Here is an 18,038-nt window from a genome sequence, read left to right on the forward strand (position 1 = left end):
TGCTCGCGATAGCGCCCGAACAAACAGCGCCACCTTCCCAAGATTCATCGCCCTGTCATCCACACGCCGTCAAACGGTCATCCCCCGCGCCGATTCTGTAGCTCCCGTACTCGCCTTGGGAGACAAGAAATGGCCCAGCACTACGAAGAACGCAACAGCGTCGTCAAAACCCGCCGCCAGCAGGAAGATCAGCGCCGTATGGAGTTTCGCCGCGCTATCGAGGATCGCTGTGAGCAGCGCCAACTTCTCGCCGAAATCGGCGATTTTCCTCAAGAATTCGAAGTCAAACTCTGGCAGACAGCGTCGACGCCTTCCCGTCGAAACGCTCAACCAGCCCGCTGATTTGCACCCGCTCGCTGCGCACGAACGCAAGGAATGCGTGAGCCACAGGTGACAGGCGTTTGGCCTTGGCCTGCACCAGGCACCAACTGCGATAGAGCGGCAGTTCTTCGACCGGCAGCTCGATCAGCCCGCCGGTCGCCAGCTCCAGGTTAAGGGCGTGGCGCGTCAACAGCGCAACGCCCAGTCCGGCCAATACGCACTCACGCTGAGCTTCGGCTGACGAGACTTCCTGGGTCTGGTTAAAGTGAACGCGCTTTTCCTTGAAATACTCCTCGCAGGCCATCCGCGTACCAGAGCCGGGTTCGCGCAACAGCAGTGTGTAGGGCTCAAGATCCTGCAAGCGCAACGGCCCCATGTGACACAGCGGATGATCCGGTGGCGCGACGGCGACGATCGGGTTATTGAGGAATGGCAGGAATTCCAGCCCCATGTCCTGCGGCACCATCGACATGATCACCAGATCGTCGCGGTTGTCGGAGAGGCGGCGGATCACCTGCCCGCGGTTGACCACGGTCAGTTGCAGGTTGACCTCCGGGTGCTGGCGCTTGAACGCGGCAAACAGGTGCGGGACGAAGTATTTGGCGCTGGATTCGATCGCCAGTTTCAACTGGCCCTGCAGGGAGCCCTGCATGTCGGACAGCTGCATGTCGAGATTTTCCAGGCGCCCGAAAATGTCCCGGCTGGCGCGTTGCAGTGCTTCGGCGGCCTCGGTCATGTACAGTTTTTTGCCGACGTAATCGAACAAAGGTTGACCAATCAGCTCTTCCAGCTGGCGAATCTGCAGGCTGACGGCCGGTTGGGTGAGCGACATTTCGTCGGCTGCCCGACTGTAGGACCGTAGATCACAGACTTCATTGAAAATCTGCAATTGACGCAATGTCATACGCATCAATGACTTACGCATTTATAAAGCACCTTCGGCGCAGGCTGGAGCAGCAACTATAAGTCTTTACTTATGCGTGACCCAATAATTATTCATTTTTGTTAATTCCTTGCGGGCGCTAGTGTGGCCCTGCGACCAAATTGAAACATTTGGTCACGCGTCGACCTGGGTCTAGCAGGTCGTGGGTACTACCGGCTCAAGGGAAACTTCCAAGTGATAAAAAAGATCCTGATCGCCAACCGTGGTGAGATTGCCGTACGAATCGTACGAGCCTGCGCCGAGATGGGTATTCGCTCGGTGGCGATTTATTCCGACGCCGACCGTCACGCACTGCATGTGAAGCGCGCGGATGAAGCCCACAGTATTGGTGCCGAGCCGCTGGCCGGTTACCTGAACCCGCGCAAGCTGGTGAACCTTGCGGTGGAAACCGGTTGTGACGCGCTGCATCCAGGCTACGGGTTCCTTTCGGAAAACGCGGAACTGGCGGACATTTGCGCCGAACGTGGTATCAAATTCATCGGTCCATCGGCTGAAGTCATTCGCCGCATGGGCGACAAGACCGAAGCGCGCCGCAGCATGATCAAGGCCGGCGTACCGGTCACTCCGGGTACCGAAGGCAACGTCTCGGGCATCGAAGAAGCCCTGACCGAAGGCGATCGCATCGGTTACCCGGTAATGCTCAAGGCTACTTCCGGTGGTGGCGGCCGCGGTATCCGTCGCTGCAACAGCCGCGAAGAGCTCGAACAGGCTTTCCCGAGGGTGATTTCCGAGGCCACCAAGGCTTTCGGTTCGGCGGAAGTGTTCCTGGAAAAATGCATCGTCAATCCGAAACACATCGAAGCGCAGATCCTCGGCGACAGCTTCGGCAACGTGGTGCACCTGTTCGAGCGTGACTGCTCGATCCAGCGCCGCAACCAGAAGCTGATCGAGATCGCCCCGAGCCCGCAACTTACCCCGGAACAGCGCGCCTACATCGGCGACCTGTCGGTGCGTGCGGCCAAGGCGGTGGGTTACGAGAACGCCGGTACCGTGGAGTTCCTGCTCGCCGAGGGCGAGGTGTACTTCATGGAGATGAACACCCGGGTGCAGGTGGAGCACACCATCACCGAAGAAATCACCGGTATCGACATCGTCCGCGAGCAGATCCGCATCGCGTCCGGCTTGCCGCTTTCGGTCAAGCAGGAAGACATCCAGCACCGTGGTTTCGCCTTGCAGTTCCGGATCAACGCCGAAGACCCGAAAAACAACTTCCTGCCGAGCTTCGGCAAGATCACCCGTTACTACGCGCCCGGCGGTCCCGGCGTGCGGACAGACACGGCGATCTATACCGGCTACACCATTCCACCGTTCTACGACTCCATGTGCCTGAAACTGGTGGTGTGGGCGCTGACCTGGGAAGAGGCGATGGACCGTGGCTTGCGCGCCCTGGACGACATGCGTGTGCAAGGGGTCAAGACCACCGCCGCGTACTACCAGGAAATCCTTCGCAACCCGGAATTCCGTAGCGGCCAGTTCAACACCAGCTTCGTTGAAAGCCACCCTGAACTGACCAACTACTCGATCAAGCGCAAACCCGAAGAGCTGGCCCTGGCCATCGCCGCCGCCATCGCCGCCCACGCAGGCCTGTGAGGAATAAAACAATGTCCAAGAAGATTCACGTAACCGACACCATCCTGCGCGACGCCCACCAATCGCTGCTCGCGACCCGCATGCGCACCGAAGACATGCTGCCGATCTGCGACAAGCTCGACAAAGTCGGCTACTGGTCGTTGGAATGCTGGGGCGGCGCCACGTTCGACGCCTGCGTACGCTTCCTGAAAGAAGACCCGTGGGAGCGTCTGCGCCAACTACGCGCGGCGTTGCCGAACACTCGCCTGCAAATGCTCCTGCGTGGCCAGAACCTGCTGGGCTACCGCCACTACAGCGACGACGTGGTCAAGGCGTTCGTGGCCAAGGCCGCGGTCAACGGCATCGACGTGTTCCGTATCTTCGACGCGATGAACGACGTGCGTAACCTGCGCGTGGCCATCGAAGCGGTAAAGGCTGCGGGCAAACACGCCCAGGGCACCATCGCTTACACCACCAGCCCGGTGCACACCATCGACGCGTTCGTGGCACAGGCCAAGCAAATGGAAGCCATGGGTTGCGACTCGGTGGCGATCAAGGACATGGCCGGCCTGCTGACGCCGTACGCCACTGGCGAGCTGGTCAAGGCACTGAAAGCCGAGCAGTCGCTGCCCGTGTTCATCCACTCCCACGACACCGCCGGCCTGGCCGCGATGTGCCAGCTCAAGGCCATCGAAAACGGTGCCGACCACATCGACACCGCGATCTCCAGCTTCTCCTCGGGCACCAGCCACCCGGGCACCGAGTCGATGGTCGCTGCTCTCAAAGGCAGCGAATTCGACACCGGCCTGAACCTGGAACTGCTGCAAGAGATCGGCCTGTACTTCTACGCCGTGCGCAAGAAGTACCACCAGTTCGAAAGCGAGTTCACCGCGGTCGATACCCGCGTACAGGTCAACCAGGTTCCAGGCGGGATGATTTCCAACCTGGCCAACCAGCTCAAGGAGCAGGGCGCCCTGAACCGCATGGGTGAAGTGCTGGCGGAAATTCCGCGGGTTCGCGAAGACCTCGGCTTCCCGCCGCTGGTGACCCCGACTTCGCAGATCGTCGGCACCCAGGCGTTCTTCAACGTGCTGGCCGGCGAGCGCTACAAGACCATCACCAACGAGGTGAAGCTGTACCTGCAAGGCGGCTACGGCAAGGCGCCGGCGCCTGTGAACGAGCAACTGCGTCGCCAGGCCATCGGCAGCGAAGAAGTGATCGACGTACGTCCCGCCGACCTGCTCAAGCCGGAAATGGCCAAGCTGCGTGCCGACATCGGCGCGTTGGCCAAGTCTGAAGAAGACGTGCTGACCTACGCCATGTTCCCGGACATCGGCCGCAAGTTCCTCGAAGAACGCGCAGCCGGCACCCTGACCCCTGAAGTGCTGCTGCCGATTCCGGAAGCGGGCAAGGTGGCGTCGGCGGGTGGCGAGGGCGTGCCGACCGAGTTCGTCATCGACGTCCACGGCGAAACCTACCGCGTCGACATCACCGGTGTCGGCGTCAAGGCCGAAGGCAAGCGTCACTTCTACCTGTCCATCGACGGCATGCCGGAAGAAGTGGTGTTCGAGCCGCTGAACGAATTCGTCGGCGGCGGCAGCAGCAAGCGCAAGCAAGCCTCCGCACCGGGCCACGTCAGCACCACCATGCCGGGCAACATTGTCGACGTGCTGGTCAAGGAAGGCGACACCGTCAAGGCCGGCCAGGCTGTGCTGATCACCGAAGCGATGAAGATGGAAACCGAAGTCCAGGCCGCCATCGCCGGCAAGGTCACCGCCATCCACGTGGCCAAGGGCGACCGCGTGAATCCGGGCGAAATCCTGATCGAGATCGAAGGCTGAGATAACAGCCTCGATACAACGCTTTAAACCTCGGGGGAGCATGGGCTCCCCTTTTTTTTGCCTGCGATTCGATGAACGACCAAAACCTGTATTTGCCCACGATTCAATGAACGACAAAAAAACCTGTAGGAGCCGAGCTTGCTCGCGAAGGCGGTGTGTCAGTCAGCATCATTGCAACTGACCCACCGCTTTCGCGAGCAAGCTCGGCTCCTACAGGTGGAGCGAGACCGCAGGTCAGAAGCTCATCTGCCACTGCCCGATCAGCCCGTGATTGCGGCTGTTGTTGCCGATCTCGCCGCTGTAGCCGATGCCCAGGGAATGCCGAGCGCTGATGCCCAGGTCCAGTCCGGCTTCCAGCACCAGACTGTCGCGATCCAGCGAACTACCGTCGACACTGAACGCCGTGCCGCCTGTGACAAAGGCCTGGCGGGTCGAGTTGCTGACGTCGCCGTAAGTGTGTTTCCAGCCGGCGGTCATGCGCGGGGTCAGGCTCATGCCGTTGTCCAGGCTGCTCAGGTGCGCCAGGCGAACGCCGAAGGTGGTGCTGAAGTTGTCCTGGGTTTGCCCATCGACGTCCAGAGCCGCAGCGCCGCCTTTTTCCTGATAGCTGTCGCGGTGGTAGCGCTGATAGCCGAGGCTGGCGAACGGCTCGGCGCTGAGTCGACCGCTGCCCATGGCGTAGCCGAGTTCGGCGAACGCCTGCTGACTGTCGGCGTTGTAATCCCCTTTGGGCCGGTCGCTGAAACCGTTGAAGGCGATGGTGCGTTTGCTCTCGCCCTGATGACCGCTGTATGCCGCGCCAAGGCGCAGGGCCAGCGGACCATTCTGATGCTGCGCGTAAACGCCGGCGTGCCAGCTCTCGACATTGCCGTCGACGCCGGTCGCGTCCAGATCGGTCCTCGAATAACCGCCCAGCACACCCACTCGCCATTGCGGGCTCAACGACCAGTCGGCACCCAGCACGCTGCCTTTGGTGCGTTGTTCCAGGCCGCTGCTGCCGTGTTCGCCATCGAGCTTGCCGTAGCCGCCGATGGCTTGCAGCCAGAGACGGCCGCGGGCATTCGGGTCGTTCAGGTTTCGGGCTTCGGTCGGTACGCCGTTGGCGGCGAGGATCGGCGTATCGCGCTGATCGAGACCGACCATCAATCCCGGGCTGCCGCCCATTTGCTGCATCGCCGAGAGCATGCTGCCACCGACCTGGCTGCTGGCGCCGAGGGTCGCGCTGGTCAGGTTGGCGTTGCTGGCGCCGCTCAATTGCTCGATCGCCGCGCCGGCGGTGGCGCTGGTGGTGTTCAACAAGGCGTTGTACAGCGCGTTATTCCGGCCCAATGAAGCCAGGCTGTTGGCGGCGTTGCTGCCGTTGCCGCTGACAGCGAATTCGTTGAAGGCGACATCGTTGCGGGTGTAGGTCAGGTCGACCTGGGTCGGGGTGTACGCCAGCGTAGGGGTGAGGAAGGCGTAGTCGCTGGTGACCGTGCCGAACGTCCCGTTGATGCGCGCAGCCTGCAGCACGGTGTAATGGCTTTGCCACGGATAAGTGCCGCTGCCGGGGTTCACGGCCAGGGTTGCGCCATTGAGGCTGGCCGTGCCGCCGACCTGCACCGGAGCGCTGCTGCCGTCGGCATTCACGCCGTAGGCCAGGGTCGATGCACTGCCCATGTTCAGATCGTGGACGATGGTCGCCGTGCCAAGGCCGGTATTGGTTCTCAAGGTGCCGTTGACGTTGAGGCTGCCCACCGAACCACCGCCGGCGTACACGCCACCGGCGTCCACGGTCAAGTTGCCGGCAATGCCGCCCTGGTTGATCAGCGTCGCGCCGTTGCGTACGGCGCCGCCGTCGCTGAAATCGCCGCTGCCGGTGAGTGTCCAGGCGCCTTGTTGAACCTCCAGCCACTCAAAGTTGCGGCTGCTGCCGAAACTGCCACCCGCCGCGTCATCCATGACCACGCGGTCGTACCCGCTGCCGCCATCGACAGTGCCGATGAAACGGCTGCCGTTGCGCAGGGTCAGGTTGTCGTTGCCGCCACCCAGATCCAGCGCCAGACCATCGCTGCCGCTGATGGTGCCGCCGTTGATCACGCTGTCGGCGAACTCGCCGACGAATTTCACGCCGAAGCCATCGAGGCCCTGAATGGTGCCGAAGTTTTCCAGGGTGGTTGCCGCCACGCCGGTGCCGCCACTGCCATCGTCGACCAGGATGGCGCTGTTGGCGCCGCTGATCAGCGCGCCCTTGGCGTTCAACACATATCCGCCGCCCAAGGCGATGCCTTCACTGCCGTTGGCGAAGCCGTTCTTGTCCACGCCGCCAGCACCCACGCCCTGGATGGTGCCGTAGTTTTCGATGTGGGCCAGGTTATCGATGTCCACGCCATCGCCGTCGCCATTGGCCTGCAATCCCGAATAGGCGCCGGTAATGGTGCCGTGGTTGATCACCGTGCCATCGCCATCGGAGCCGAACCCGGAACCGTTACGCCCGGTGATCTGCCCGTAGTTGGTCAAGGTCGCGCCAAGGTCGGTAGTGATGCCATGGCGACCGCCGGAGATGGTGCCGTAGTTGGTCACCGTCACGCCGGTGGCCGAGTCGATATCGATACCGTCGAATTTCTCGTCGGCATTGTGCGAATCGCCGGTGGAAATCTCGCCATGGTTGGCGATGGTCGCGTTGGCGCCGGTCTTCATGCCGTCGCTGGCATCGCCACGAATCAACCCGCCCGCGCGGTTGATGATGGTGGTCGTGGCCCCGGCGCTGCGCAGCGCATCCAGGTCCAGCCCCTGACCGGTTGTGGAGCGGATGATGCCGCTGTTATCGATCAACAGGCTGCCGCTGGCGAAGTTGCTGTCGATGCGCAGGGCATCGTTGAACCCCAGAATCTGCCCGCCGGCGCGGTTGTAAATGCTGTAGTTGCGCGCCTGGGTCAGATCACCGCTGCTGTCGATCGCCCTGCCACCTGTGGAAACAATCTTCCCCGCGTTATCAATCACCACACCCACGCCTGCGGTACCGTCCTTGAGGCTGACAGCCTTGCCGGCATTGGTAATGCTCCCCGGCGCCGAAATCGTCAAAGTATCCGCACCACCCAGGGTTTGCGCGGTGGTCGTGGCGGTATCGATCTGCACGGTTTTGTAGGGTGCAGCCATGGCGCTGGTGCTGGTCAACAAGGCAATGACCAAGGCCAGTCGCTGGGGGGAGAAGGGCATTTTTGACGTCCGTTTGTTATAAGCGGGGCGTCCTGTATAGCGGTTGGTTTTTACAGATTGATGTACGAGAAGGGAAAATGCTTGGATCTGCATTGTTTTGCATATGCGAGCGGGGAATCGCGTTTAATCTGCATTTTAATGCGTTTCATCAACCTGATATGAATGATGAAATGCACTATATTGCGTGTCATGCACCGAATTAATCGCGAAAAATGCATTTAAATGCAGGTGATAGTGAATGTATAACCTGACCTTGCAAATATTCACTGCCGGAAAATGGGACGACGCTTTGGTCCTGAGCTTCGATAATCCTGAAAAAGGTTTCGAAAGCCGGTGCAGTTATGGCTATGAAACGACTTATCTCATGGAAAACCATGAAGCCATAGGCAGCCCGTTTTCCAAGGCGGTGAGTGCGGCATTCCCATTGAACTGGGAAAGTCAGCGATCCGATGCGCCAGCATTCGTGTATGACATTGCCCCAGCCGGAGCGGCGAAAAGGTTTCTGCTCAAACATATCGGGCAAGACAAACCCGCGGATATCAGTGCCGATCTCTACTTGTTGGGCAGAAGTACTCCCGCTCCAATTGGCAACATGCGAATCAAGGAATCTGCCCAGGCCGTGTATGAGCGCAGGCCTATGGGGTTTGAGCGCCAGGATGTCATCAACCGCGACAATCGGTTCCTGGAGTATGCCTATGAACTTGGCGCTGCGATTGGAGGCGCAACAGGCGCGGGAGGCGAAGCCCCGAAGCTGTTATTGAGCGAGGACAAGGCGGGCGATTTGTATCCGGATGCAGTACTTGATGACGCAGCGGTCAACCAACACTGGTTTGTAAAGTTCGCCCGCAACAAAGGCAATCAGACGGATCAGGACATCCTCAGAAGCGAGTATCACTACTACAAGGCGCTCCAGACTCTTCAGATCGAAACAATAGATACGCAAGGGTTGGCATTGGAGGAAGCGACCAAACCAAGCTTGTGGATGCATCGATTTGACCGTCGGGTAACCGAAGCAGGCGTCGAGCGTTTGGCTGTGGAGTCCATCTATTCATTGGCAAGCGTGACGACACCTGGCAGCGCGATGAATCATATGAGTGTCATCCGCATGCTTGCCCGGCTCTGGCGTGAAGCGGGACAGGCGGATCAGATTCCAGATCTGGTTGCCGATTACCTGCGCCGGGATCTGATCAACAAAATCCTTGGTAACTCGGATAACCATGGCCGTAATACAGCGATCATTCGCGGTGCGGATTCGTTTCGCCTGGCGCCGATCTATGACCTGGCCCCCATGGTGATGGATGACGAAGGTGTGACACGCACCACCAAGTGGCCAAGAGAGCTGGAGCGAGCCGGGGATGTTGATTGGCGTGGGGTCTGTCGTGCACTGGCTGATATTGCGGACCCTGATGATCCATTGGCAGCGCTGGCTGATGCGCCTGATTGTTTCGAGCGACTGCGTCAGGATGCGCAGCGCCTCGCGGCATTTCCCGACATCTTGAGCGCCAGCGGATTACCCGACGTGACGATGAATCACCCGCGAATCGCTTTGAAGAACCTGGAGCAACGTTTGAAAGAGTGGGATCTGAAATGAGCATGACCGTCGCCGAGCGTACGCAGCTCATAGAGGACATACGAGAAGGGCTTGCTCAGGGTTCGCTTGAGATTGGTGAAGCGGTCCGACGCCTGCGGGTCGAGGTCACCGGCTTGCACCAGACCCAGTTCGCCAAGATGTGCAAAATCTCGGTACGCACACTGGTGCACATTGAGCACGGGGAGGGGAATCAGACGTTGAAGTCGTTGAACGCGGTTTTTCGACCGTTCGGGATGAAGATGGGCGTTGTGCGGATTCGGCGGGATGTGGGCTGAAATCGTGAACTGAAGATCGAAAGATCGCAGCCTGCGGCAGCTCCTACACAGGGTTCCTGTAAGAGCTGCCGCAGGCTGCGATCTTTTGCTTTCAGGCGGTCAGCCGCGGCAGTCGGCCAGACCTTTCAATTGTCCGGTTTCGGTCTGGTTTTCGTCGCTCAGCCACTTCTCGAACCCAGCCGCAACGGCCGGCCACTCCGAGTCGAGGATCGAGTACCACGCGGTATCGCGGTTCTGGCCCTTGACCACCATGTGCTGGCGGAATACGCCTTCGAAGCTGAAACCCAGACGCTCGGCGGCGTACTTGGAGCGGGCGTTGGCGTTGTTGCATTTCCATTCCAGGCGGCGGTTGCCCAGGGCGAAGGATTCCTTGGCCAGGAGGTAGATCGCCTCGGTGCTTTTCGGCGAGCGCTGCATGGGGGCGCCGAAGGTGACGTGGCCGATTTCGATGCGGCCCTGGGCCGGGACGATGGACATCAGGCTGAGGATGCCTTGCACTTCACCGCTGGCGCGGTCGATCACGCTGAAGAAGTACGGGTCGCTGTGGGCCGCGTGGTTGTTCAGCCAGTCGTTGAAGGCGCTGCGTTCCGGGAACGGGCCGTAAGGCAGATAGTCCCAGAGTTTCGGGTCGGCGCCGGGGCCTTGCAGGGCTTTGAAAAGATCGTCGCCGTGACGCGCCGGGTCGAGTTTTTCCAGGCGGATGAAGCGCCCTTCGAGGGTTTGCACCGATGGTGGCTGAACGCCTTTCCAGTCGGCAAGTGAAGTCGGCATGGTGTTCTCCTTGAACCTTAAATGGCCTTGCGAAACTGGATGAAACCGGGACGTTCGGCGATGCGCTCGTAGAGCTGGATCGCGGTGGCGTTGGTTTCGTGGGTCAACCAGTGAACCTTGTTGCAACCATCGGCCCTGGCCGTGGCGTAGACGAATTCGATCAGCTTGCGACCGACGCCGGTGCCGCGGGTTTCGGGTGCCACCAGCAAGTCTTGCAGATAGCAGGAGTTTTCGATGGCCCAATTGGAACGATGGTAGATGAAATGCACCATGCCCACCGCTTTGCCGTCGGCCCAGGCCAGGGCGGCGTGGGTCGGCTCGTTCGGGTCGAGTATGCGCTGCCAGGTGCTTTGGGTGACAGCCTCGGGCAATTCGGTCTTGTAGAAACGCAGGTAGGCCTGCCACAGCGGCAGCCAGGCGGCGTGGTCATCGGCGCTGACCTGGCGAATGTCGATCTGACTCATGGTTTTTCCTTAACGCATCAAGTGGGCGAGGGCCTGGTCCTGCGTATCGGAGCTGACAGCGAGCCCCTCGCGCACGCCGGCGATGTCTTCAGCATTGCGGTTCTGACTGAGCTTGCGCTTGCCTTCCAGGCGCTGGATCGGCAGGGCAAAACCCACAATGGCCTTGAGCATGCCGTCGATGTAGTCGACCGGTGCATCGGCGACTTTCCATGGCTGGGCGCGGGAAGCTTCGTGGCGATCGGTCAGGGCGCTGACCAGCGTCAGCAGGCGGTCGGCATCGGTGAACACTTCGGCGCTTCCATAGGCGTGAACGGCGACGTAGTTCCAGGTCGGTACGACTTTGCCGTGTTCGGCTTTGCTCGGGTAGAAACCTGGGCTGACGTAGGCGTCGGCCCCGGCAAAGATCACCAGCGCTTCGGCCCCGTTCTGCAGTTCTTTCCACTGCGGATTGGCCTTGGCGAAGTGGCCGTACAGGGTTCCGTTCGGGCCCTGGTCGGGGTTGAACAGCATCGGCAGATGGCTGGCTTGCAGGCCATGTTCGCCATGGGTTACCACCATGGCGAGGCGGGTGCCGAGTATCTGCTGGTGCAGTTCATGCAAATCGTCGATGGCAAAATTTCGTGGCGTGTACATGGAGATTTCCCTTGGCGGATGTCTGCATCCTAGGCAGGCTATTGGTCCGTTGTAAGAGCCATTAACGACCAATTTCATAGGTCCATTGAAATTAAAAGCGAGCCGCTTTCCCTGCCATTCAATCCCGCGGGCATCGAACTCGATCGCCGTAAGGGCTTGAGTCGACAGCTCTATCAGGCGCTGCGATTGCGGGTGCTTGACGGCAGGCTGGCCAGCGGCACGCGGCTGCCGGCCAGCCGGGATCTGGCGGCGGCGCTGGCGATTTCCCGCAACAGCGTGGTGCGCGCCTACGATCAGCTCTACGCCGAAGGTTTCATCGAGGGGCGGGTGGGCGATGGGACTTATGTGGCACAACTGCCCCAAGCGGGAACACTTTCATCAAAGATATCCACAAAAGTATCCACAGGGTTTTCAACAGGCTTACCCACAGCCTTATCCACAAAATCGCCTGATTTACCTGGGATTTCATCCAGTAAAGTTATCCACAGTGGTGTTTTGCAGCGCCTGGAAAACAACCATTTGCCGCGTCCACCGAGCGGTCCGCCGAGGGCTTTTCGGGTCGGCGTACCGGCGTTCGATCTGTTCCCGTTCGACGTCTGGGCCAAGCTGAACGCGGCTTTCTGGCGCAAACCGGATCTGCGCCAGCTGTGCTACGGCGATCCGGCGGGCGATGAGCGATTGCGCGGGCTCATTGCTGCTTATTTGCGCAGTTCACGTGGAATGCAGTGCACGGCTGAGCAAATAGTGATCACCAGTGGTGCGCAACAGGGCATCAGCCTTTGTGCACAGTTGTTGGTGGAGCCTGGCGATGGGGTGGCGATTGAAAATCCGGGGTATCGGGCGGCCGGTCATGCCTTCGCTGTGGCCGGGGCACGAATGCATGGTGTGGCGGTGGATAGCGAGGGCATCGATTGCACCCAATTGGCGGCGATCAACGACTGTCGTCTGGCGTATGTCACCCCGTCGCACCAGTACCCGACCGGTGTGGTCATGAGCCTGGCGCGACGCCTGGAACTGCTGGCCTGGGCCGAGCGCAACCAGGGCTGGATCGTCGAGGACGATTACGATGGCGAGTACCGCTACACCGGCGCGCCGCTGGCACCGTTGGCAGCGCTGGATCGGCAGGGGCGAGTGTTGTACGTCGGGACGTTCGGCAAGGTTGCCTTCCCGGCGTTGCGCCTGGGGTATCTGGTGTTGCCGCCGGGGCTGGTGGATGCGTTTTCGCGGCGGCGCGCGGTGGATGTGCGGCATTCGGAAGTGAGCACCCAGGTTGTGATGGCCGAGTTCATGGCGGCCGGGCATTTCCAGCGGCACATTCGCCGGATGCGCCGTGCGGCGTTGAGTCGGCGTAACACGTTGCTGGCGGGTTGGCCTCGGGATATTGCCGGGGTTGGTGGTTTGCCGAGTGTTGCGGCGGGGCTGCATTTGACGGTACCCGTTGAGACGCTGGCCCGCGAGCAGGAGCTGGTTGAAAGTGCTGCGCGGGTTGATGTCGAGATCAATGGGTTGAGCAGTTATTGGTTGCCGGATTCGCGTACACCGCTGGACCAGCGGGCGGGGCTGGTCCTGGGGTTTGCGGCGGTGCCGGAGGCTGATATTCGGGCTGCGTTGGGGCGGTTGGATAAGGCTTGGCGCTGATAGCCGGCGTTACACGCACCTGTGGCGAGGGGGTAAACCCCCTCGCCACAGGTTATGTGTTCAGCCAAAGATTGCGGGGTCAGGTTTTTGAGGTGGAAGGTTTGGGCGCAGAAAGGAACAACGCCTTCGCCAACTGCGGACTGATTTCACTGCGATAGATCGCAATCAGCTCGCTGTTCGACGTCGCTGTCCTCAGGTCAAACCCACCGCCCAGTTTGCGCTGCGAAGCCGTTTTCAGGTGCGCCGCGGTGTAGCCATCGGCCGGTGTGTCGGGTTTGGGATAGTGGAAGTGCGCATACCAAAGCACATGATCCTTACCGTCACCACGCTCGCGAATCTCGTATTCCTCGAGATAATCCTTGCGTAGCCCCTTCAGCCGATTCCGCCCCGGCACCTTCACGATCTCCACCAGGCCCTTGTCATGCAGCCATTGCACGCGTGCGGCGGTGGGTGGCTGTCGCTTGGTCATGCTGATTCGGGTCTGGCGACCCTTTTCGTACAGGTTGGCAGCGCTTTCATTGAGCTGTTTGGCCAGGTCGACCGCGGACACCTGGCCGCCGTCGGTGGCGTTCAGGTCGGTGAGGGCCTTTTCGATCCCGTCGGCCGCTTGCGTCATCCGATGGGCCTGCTGATTGAACATCTCCTCGATTTCCACCGGGATACGCCCTGGCTGATTGGCGTGGGCTTCGGTGCGACGAGTAAAAGCCTGCAATTGATCGAACAGGATCTGACCCTGCTGAATGCTCAGATCGAGAGTGGGGCGTGCAGGCGGCGGGGTCTGAGCCGATACATGTTCAAGCCAGTTGCCCGGCGATTTTTCGTGAAAGGTCGCGATGACTTTGCCGGTCAGCGGCGATGTCACGTCGAACAGATCGATCTCCTCACCCGCCGCTCGCTGGCGCGGGGTGCCGACCACGGTGCCCTTGTAACGCGTCTTGATGATGCGCTTGCGCGGCGCCGCAGGTCGCGACGGTCCTGGTGTCGGCACCAGCAATCTGCGCTCGTGCAACAGGCTTGCGAGTTGCCGGGTGGTTGGTTCGTTGAAAGCTTTGATCCGCTCGCGCATCTGTTCCAGCTGATCGCTCAGCAGCGCCTCGGGGAATTCGTCGGCGAGGTCGGCGATACGCTGGTCGAGGTTGGCAAACTGCTCCAGCAGGTCGTTGATGCCGTCGATGCGTTCGAGCAGCGGGATGTCGTCCCCGGTCTCCAGGTCCTTGTAGGACTCGACGGTCAGACTGATATCTTCGACCACACTTTCCATGGCCTGCCGCGCCGCCGCCATGTCGCCCGTCGCGCTTTCGTTGAGGCAAAGCTCCTGGGCGATGCTGATCTGGAACAGTTTCAGATCCGGCAGTTTGAACCTCGGCATGTGCGCCGCGTAGCTCCGGGCGACTTCGCTGGCTTCCTTGCCCAGCCGGGTCAGCTCATCGATTCGGCTGCGGGCAAACTCGATCCTGTCGATAAAGCCCTGCGCCATGTCACTGGTGAGTTGATGCAGCTCGCGCGGTGTTTGCGTGCTGTCGACCTGTTTGTGATCCAGCAGTGCAAGGGATTGGCGCATAAGGTCTTCAAAACTCTTTTCCTGCCAGGCAAACCATTTCTGGGTGTGCGACAGATGGCATTCAAGGCAACTGACCAGGACCTGGCGGTAATTCTGGATGGGATCGAGGGCATTGAAGGCTTTAAGTTGATCGATGTAGCTGCCGTAGGCCTTCACTTGTGAATCCAGAGTTTCGATCAGGGCCGCATGATCGGCCTCGGTGGCCGTTTTTTGTGCCTCTACCAACTCTTTCTCAAGCTCGTATTTTCGGGCGTCGAATGCCTCCAGCTTTTCCCTCAAATCGGCCTTGCGCTGCTGGTTCTGGCGCATCAGTTCCTGGCGACGACCGCCGCCACGCAAGCGAAGGCGCATGTCGACAAACCATTCGCCCTTGGCGTTATGAACCAACAGAGGACCTTTGGCTGGCGGGGTTTTGCGTGAGTCGATGATCTGCACGTCATCGTTTTCGTTGAGTGCGACTTCGAACCAGCGTTGACCGACTTTCGCGTACCACCTGTGATCGAGCCCGCGCAGATGCTGGTAGGGGCCGGCGTTCAGCGCAGGGGCTTTCAGGCCGGCGGGTTCGCTGATGCTCAGTTCATCGAGCACCGCCCCGAGGCCCTTGTCGGTCAAGGTGCCGAAGGCATGTATGGGCATTTGATGGCTGGCCGGTGGCTGGCTTGATTGCATGTCCTGCAGGCGTGTCACGGTCGGCTTCGCAGCGGGCAGCTTCTGGGGATCGGGGCGTGCGGGCGGGGCTTTCTCGACAGGTTGGGTGGAGGTTTCGCGGCGAGCGGCGGCCTGATGGGCGAGCACCATGCCGAGCGTCAGCAGCAGATCGGTCATGGCGGACCAGGCGCCCTGGCTGTCGTCGTTTTCCTTCGCGTCGGTGGCCTGCTGCAGGTCGTCCATCACTTGCCAGATCCACGCAGCCGTCCCGACCGTGCGCCCCAGGAAAGGCAGCGCGCCATTGAACAGCATCCACGCGCCTTGCTTGAGCGTTGCCCAACGGGCTTCGGCGTTGGAGACCGATTGGCGGTCGGCCAAAGTGACCATCGCATCGGCATTCGCCTTGAACAGGGCGGCAAAGGTTTCACCTTCCAGCGCCTTCGTACCGAATGTCACGTTCGCCATCTTGCCCAGCAACGAAGTGGGCTCCACCAGCCATTGCCCGAGTGTCCAGACTGACGGCAATTCACCTGGGAAAGCGTACTGCGAGTAGTTGAAACGCACGGCGTCCGGCAGCCAGGCCAGGACCGACTGGCGCAGCGTCTTGTGGTGCTTGATCGCGTACAGCAGGTTCGCTTCGCCGGGAAATTGCAGCAGCGGATGCTCGAGCAGTGGCCGATACAGCAGGCAGGGTCCCTTGGTTGCGTCCCGTGGCCCGATCACGAACATGTTGGCCACCGTGTCTGCCGTGCTTTCGCTGCCGCCCCCATGAATGAACGCAAGCGGGCGAATGATGATTTCCAGGCCGTCCGCATGACGATCCTCAGGATTGTCCTGCAACACCGCCAGGATGTACTGATAGCCGCGCTCGTCGATGTTGGCCTCGCCGCGGATCTTGTATTGCAGCGCTTGCAGCGGCAGCTGGATGCGCAGGTGACGACTGAAGAGCTTTTGCCTGCGCGACGTTTCCTGTGGATCGGCGAGCAGTTTGGCCTTGATCAGTGCCGGGTATTTCGCGCCGATGTTCACCTTGGTGACGAGCTTCTCCAGGTAGCTGACCGTCATCCAGCTTGGCGTGACAGCACCGTTTTTGTACTGCACCGTCTTGTTGCCCAGGGGGAGGGCGATCAGGTTTTGCAGCGCAAGATCCGCCAGTGAAAGCCTGAGGGTCTGGGTCCTGCCGGGCACGATGAAGGTCCCGAGCACGACCAGGCTGGTGACACGGATTTCGACGTCCTCAAGCTTCAATGTTGATGCCTGGGGATAGTCCTTGATCATCTGCTCGCGCAGTTTGCGCAGGGCAAATTCCGGCAGGGCCGGGATATCGTCGAGGAAGGTTTTGCCGGCGTCCTGTTCGCGCAGATTGGCGATGTCCATCAAGTGACGACTGTAGCGGGTGAGGTCTGCTGGTGAGGCGTTTTTCAGCCAGTCCGGCAGCAGGGTCCGGACTCTGTTGAAGCGGGATGATGGCGGCTGATTCTGATTCGTGAAATTTCTTGAGGAAGCGTTGACGGGAGGCGAACTGCTTTGCGCCGAATTCAAATCGCCGATGGCTTCGGTCTCCAGTGCAATCAAGGCGCAGGTCTGATGGTGAAAGAAGTTGCCGTCGGGCTCGTACAGACGCCACTGCAGGTTTTCCCGGGCGGGCAGTTTTTCGCCCAGCGCATCCACGGAGTCGTAACGCTTGAACCCTTCGATGATCGAGTGCGTGAGTACGAACGTGCGCTTGCCGAGCGTCCCCACCAGCACCGCGACATCCAGTATCCACGCGTGCGTGCTCGCGGCGCCTTCGACCCTGTCGATGTCGATCAGGCAGGCCTTGGTCTGGTACTTGTCCCGTGTGCGCCGCGTTTCGCGGTCCGGTTGTTCGAACACCGCGCGGGCAATGGCTTTTTCGTCCTCGCTCCAATCCAGTGTCGGGTCGAGTTTCCAGATGCCTTGCAGTGATTGCGAGAGTTGATGCCAGCGCGGGGTCGAGGGGGTCGTCTGCTGGTTCCAGTAATCGAGCTGTTGTTGCTGATAGGCATTGAACAGCAGTGGGGCGAGTGAATTGATCAGGCAGCCGATGGCATCGATTTTCACCGCCAGCTGAGCCTGCGAATCGTCGCCCGGATGCAGCGTCAGAAAGTGTTCGCCGTCGATGTAATTCACCACCGATCTGGAATAGGCGAGTTTCACCAATACATTGGCGAGGGATTCGTACAGGTATTTGCCGGGCGTGACGCGATCATCGGCGATGACCCAGGTCGGGGTGACCACCGTGGCGAGCGTCGGATCGATCTTCAGATGCGGATACAGCGCTTCAAGCGCAGGCCCGAGAAACTTCGCGGCGACCTCGGTGATGGAAGGGCCGGTGACCAGCTCGGTCAGTAAATCCAGTTCTTTCTGGTGGGTGGTTTCGGACATGGTCGTCTCCTGACTTTACGGGCTGCTGTGGAGGACGCAGCGCGGGGTCGGGGACGTTATCGGGCAGTTGCGAGGGGCTCGCGGTAGATAGATATGGCGGGCAGAAAAACTACGTCATCTAAGGCAAACACAAACCTGTGGCGGGGGGCTTTTGTGGCGAGGGGGCTTGCCCCCGTTGG

General features: G+C 60.5%; 12 protein-coding genes. 6 read left to right on the plus strand and 6 right to left on the minus strand.

What is annotated here, in order from left to right; genetic code table 11:
* The first annotated feature begins 129 nt into the window (after positions 1-129).
* The gene (locus K9857_RS23805; RefSeq protein WP_224539911.1) at positions 130-342 is read left to right on the plus strand and encodes a PA3496 family putative envelope integrity protein; all 213 of its coding nucleotides are present in this window, start codon (positions 130-132) and stop codon (positions 340-342) included.
* Here the strand turns inward: K9857_RS23805 and K9857_RS23810 are convergent.
* Positions 284-1,246, minus strand: a complete 963-nt coding sequence (locus K9857_RS23810) for a LysR family transcriptional regulator (protein ID WP_224539913.1) — start codon at positions 1,244-1,246, stop codon at positions 284-286. The two genes, K9857_RS23805 and K9857_RS23810, sit on opposite strands and share 59 nt — an antisense overlap.
* A gap of 192 nt (positions 1,247-1,438) precedes the next feature.
* On the opposite strand from K9857_RS23810, the gene K9857_RS23815 reads away from it, so the two are divergent.
* Complete coding sequence (locus tag K9857_RS23815; RefSeq protein ID WP_008056950.1) at positions 1,439-2,854, plus strand: acetyl-CoA carboxylase biotin carboxylase subunit; 1,416 nt, start codon at positions 1,439-1,441, stop codon at positions 2,852-2,854.
* Between the two features lie 11 nt (positions 2,855-2,865).
* On the plus strand, positions 2,866-4,674 hold the full coding sequence (gene oadA / locus K9857_RS23820; protein WP_224539915.1) for a sodium-extruding oxaloacetate decarboxylase subunit alpha: 1,809 nt from the start codon (positions 2,866-2,868) through the stop codon (positions 4,672-4,674).
* Between the two features lie 234 nt (positions 4,675-4,908).
* Here oadA and K9857_RS23825 read toward each other — a convergent pair whose 3' ends face one another.
* Entirely contained in the window at positions 4,909-7,872 is a 2,964-nt protein-coding gene (locus tag K9857_RS23825) for an autotransporter domain-containing protein (RefSeq protein ID WP_224539917.1), read from the minus strand.
* 238 nt (positions 7,873-8,110) lie between these two features.
* Here K9857_RS23825 and K9857_RS23830 point away from each other — a divergent pair, with 238 nt between their 5' ends.
* On the plus strand, positions 8,111-9,463 hold the full coding sequence (locus tag K9857_RS23830; RefSeq protein ID WP_224539919.1) for a HipA domain-containing protein: 1,353 nt from the start codon (positions 8,111-8,113) through the stop codon (positions 9,461-9,463).
* A complete protein-coding gene (locus tag K9857_RS23835; protein ID WP_175375603.1) occupies positions 9,460-9,738 on the plus strand; it encodes a helix-turn-helix domain-containing protein in 279 nt (92 codons plus the stop codon). Before K9857_RS23830 ends, K9857_RS23835 begins: the two co-directional genes overlap by 4 nt.
* Before the next feature lie 99 nt (positions 9,739-9,837).
* Here K9857_RS23835 and K9857_RS23840 read toward each other — a convergent pair whose 3' ends face one another.
* Genes K9857_RS23840 through K9857_RS23850 form a run of 3 tightly spaced genes read right to left on the minus strand, consistent with a single transcriptional unit; the run spans position 9,838 to position 11,606 of the window.
* On the minus strand, positions 9,838-10,509 hold the full coding sequence (locus tag K9857_RS23840; RefSeq protein ID WP_224539921.1) for a GNAT family N-acetyltransferase: 672 nt from the start codon (positions 10,507-10,509) through the stop codon (positions 9,838-9,840).
* A 17-nt stretch (positions 10,510-10,526) separates the two neighbouring features.
* Entirely contained in the window at positions 10,527-10,973 is a 447-nt protein-coding gene (locus K9857_RS23845; RefSeq protein ID WP_224539924.1) for a GNAT family N-acetyltransferase, read from the minus strand.
* Between the two features lie 9 nt (positions 10,974-10,982).
* Positions 10,983-11,606 (minus strand): FMN-binding negative transcriptional regulator, encoded by a 624-nt coding sequence (locus K9857_RS23850; protein WP_224539926.1) that lies wholly within the window; start codon positions 11,604-11,606, stop codon positions 10,983-10,985.
* 90 nt (positions 11,607-11,696) lie between these two features.
* On the opposite strand from K9857_RS23850, the gene K9857_RS23855 reads away from it, so the two are divergent.
* Positions 11,697-13,244, plus strand: a complete 1,548-nt coding sequence (locus K9857_RS23855; RefSeq protein WP_224539930.1) for a PLP-dependent aminotransferase family protein — start codon at positions 11,697-11,699, stop codon at positions 13,242-13,244.
* A gap of 79 nt (positions 13,245-13,323) precedes the next feature.
* Here K9857_RS23855 and K9857_RS23860 read toward each other — a convergent pair whose 3' ends face one another.
* Complete coding sequence (locus tag K9857_RS23860) at positions 13,324-17,859, minus strand: dermonecrotic toxin domain-containing protein (RefSeq protein ID WP_224539928.1); 4,536 nt, start codon at positions 17,857-17,859, stop codon at positions 13,324-13,326.
* Positions 17,860-18,038: the final 179 nt, after the last annotated feature.

It is taken from the genome of Pseudomonas sp. REP124, assembly GCF_020164475.1.
Classification (GTDB): domain Bacteria; phylum Pseudomonadota; class Gammaproteobacteria; order Pseudomonadales; family Pseudomonadaceae; genus Aquipseudomonas.

Coding starts and splice junctions, on each gene's coding strand:
- K9857_RS23840 (WP_224539921.1), bottom strand. CDS start 10,509: ATGCCGACTTCACTTGCCGACTGGAAAGGCGTTCAGCCACCATCGGTG.
- K9857_RS23860 (WP_224539928.1), bottom strand. CDS start 17,859: ATGTCCGAAACCACCCACCAGAAAGAACTGGATTTACTGACCGAGCTG.
- K9857_RS23805 (WP_224539911.1), top strand. CDS start 130: ATGGCCCAGCACTACGAAGAACGCAACAGCGTCGTCAAAACCCGCCGC.
- K9857_RS23830 (WP_224539919.1), top strand. CDS start 8,111: ATGTATAACCTGACCTTGCAAATATTCACTGCCGGAAAATGGGACGAC.
- K9857_RS23810 (WP_224539913.1), bottom strand. CDS start 1,246: ATGCGTAAGTCATTGATGCGTATGACATTGCGTCAATTGCAGATTTTC.
- K9857_RS23850 (WP_224539926.1), bottom strand. CDS start 11,606: ATGTACACGCCACGAAATTTTGCCATCGACGATTTGCATGAACTGCAC.
- oadA (WP_224539915.1), top strand. CDS start 2,866: ATGTCCAAGAAGATTCACGTAACCGACACCATCCTGCGCGACGCCCAC.
- K9857_RS23845 (WP_224539924.1), bottom strand. CDS start 10,973: ATGAGTCAGATCGACATTCGCCAGGTCAGCGCCGATGACCACGCCGCC.
- K9857_RS23835 (WP_175375603.1), top strand. CDS start 9,460: ATGAGCATGACCGTCGCCGAGCGTACGCAGCTCATAGAGGACATACGA.
- K9857_RS23825 (WP_224539917.1), bottom strand. CDS start 7,872: ATGCCCTTCTCCCCCCAGCGACTGGCCTTGGTCATTGCCTTGTTGACC.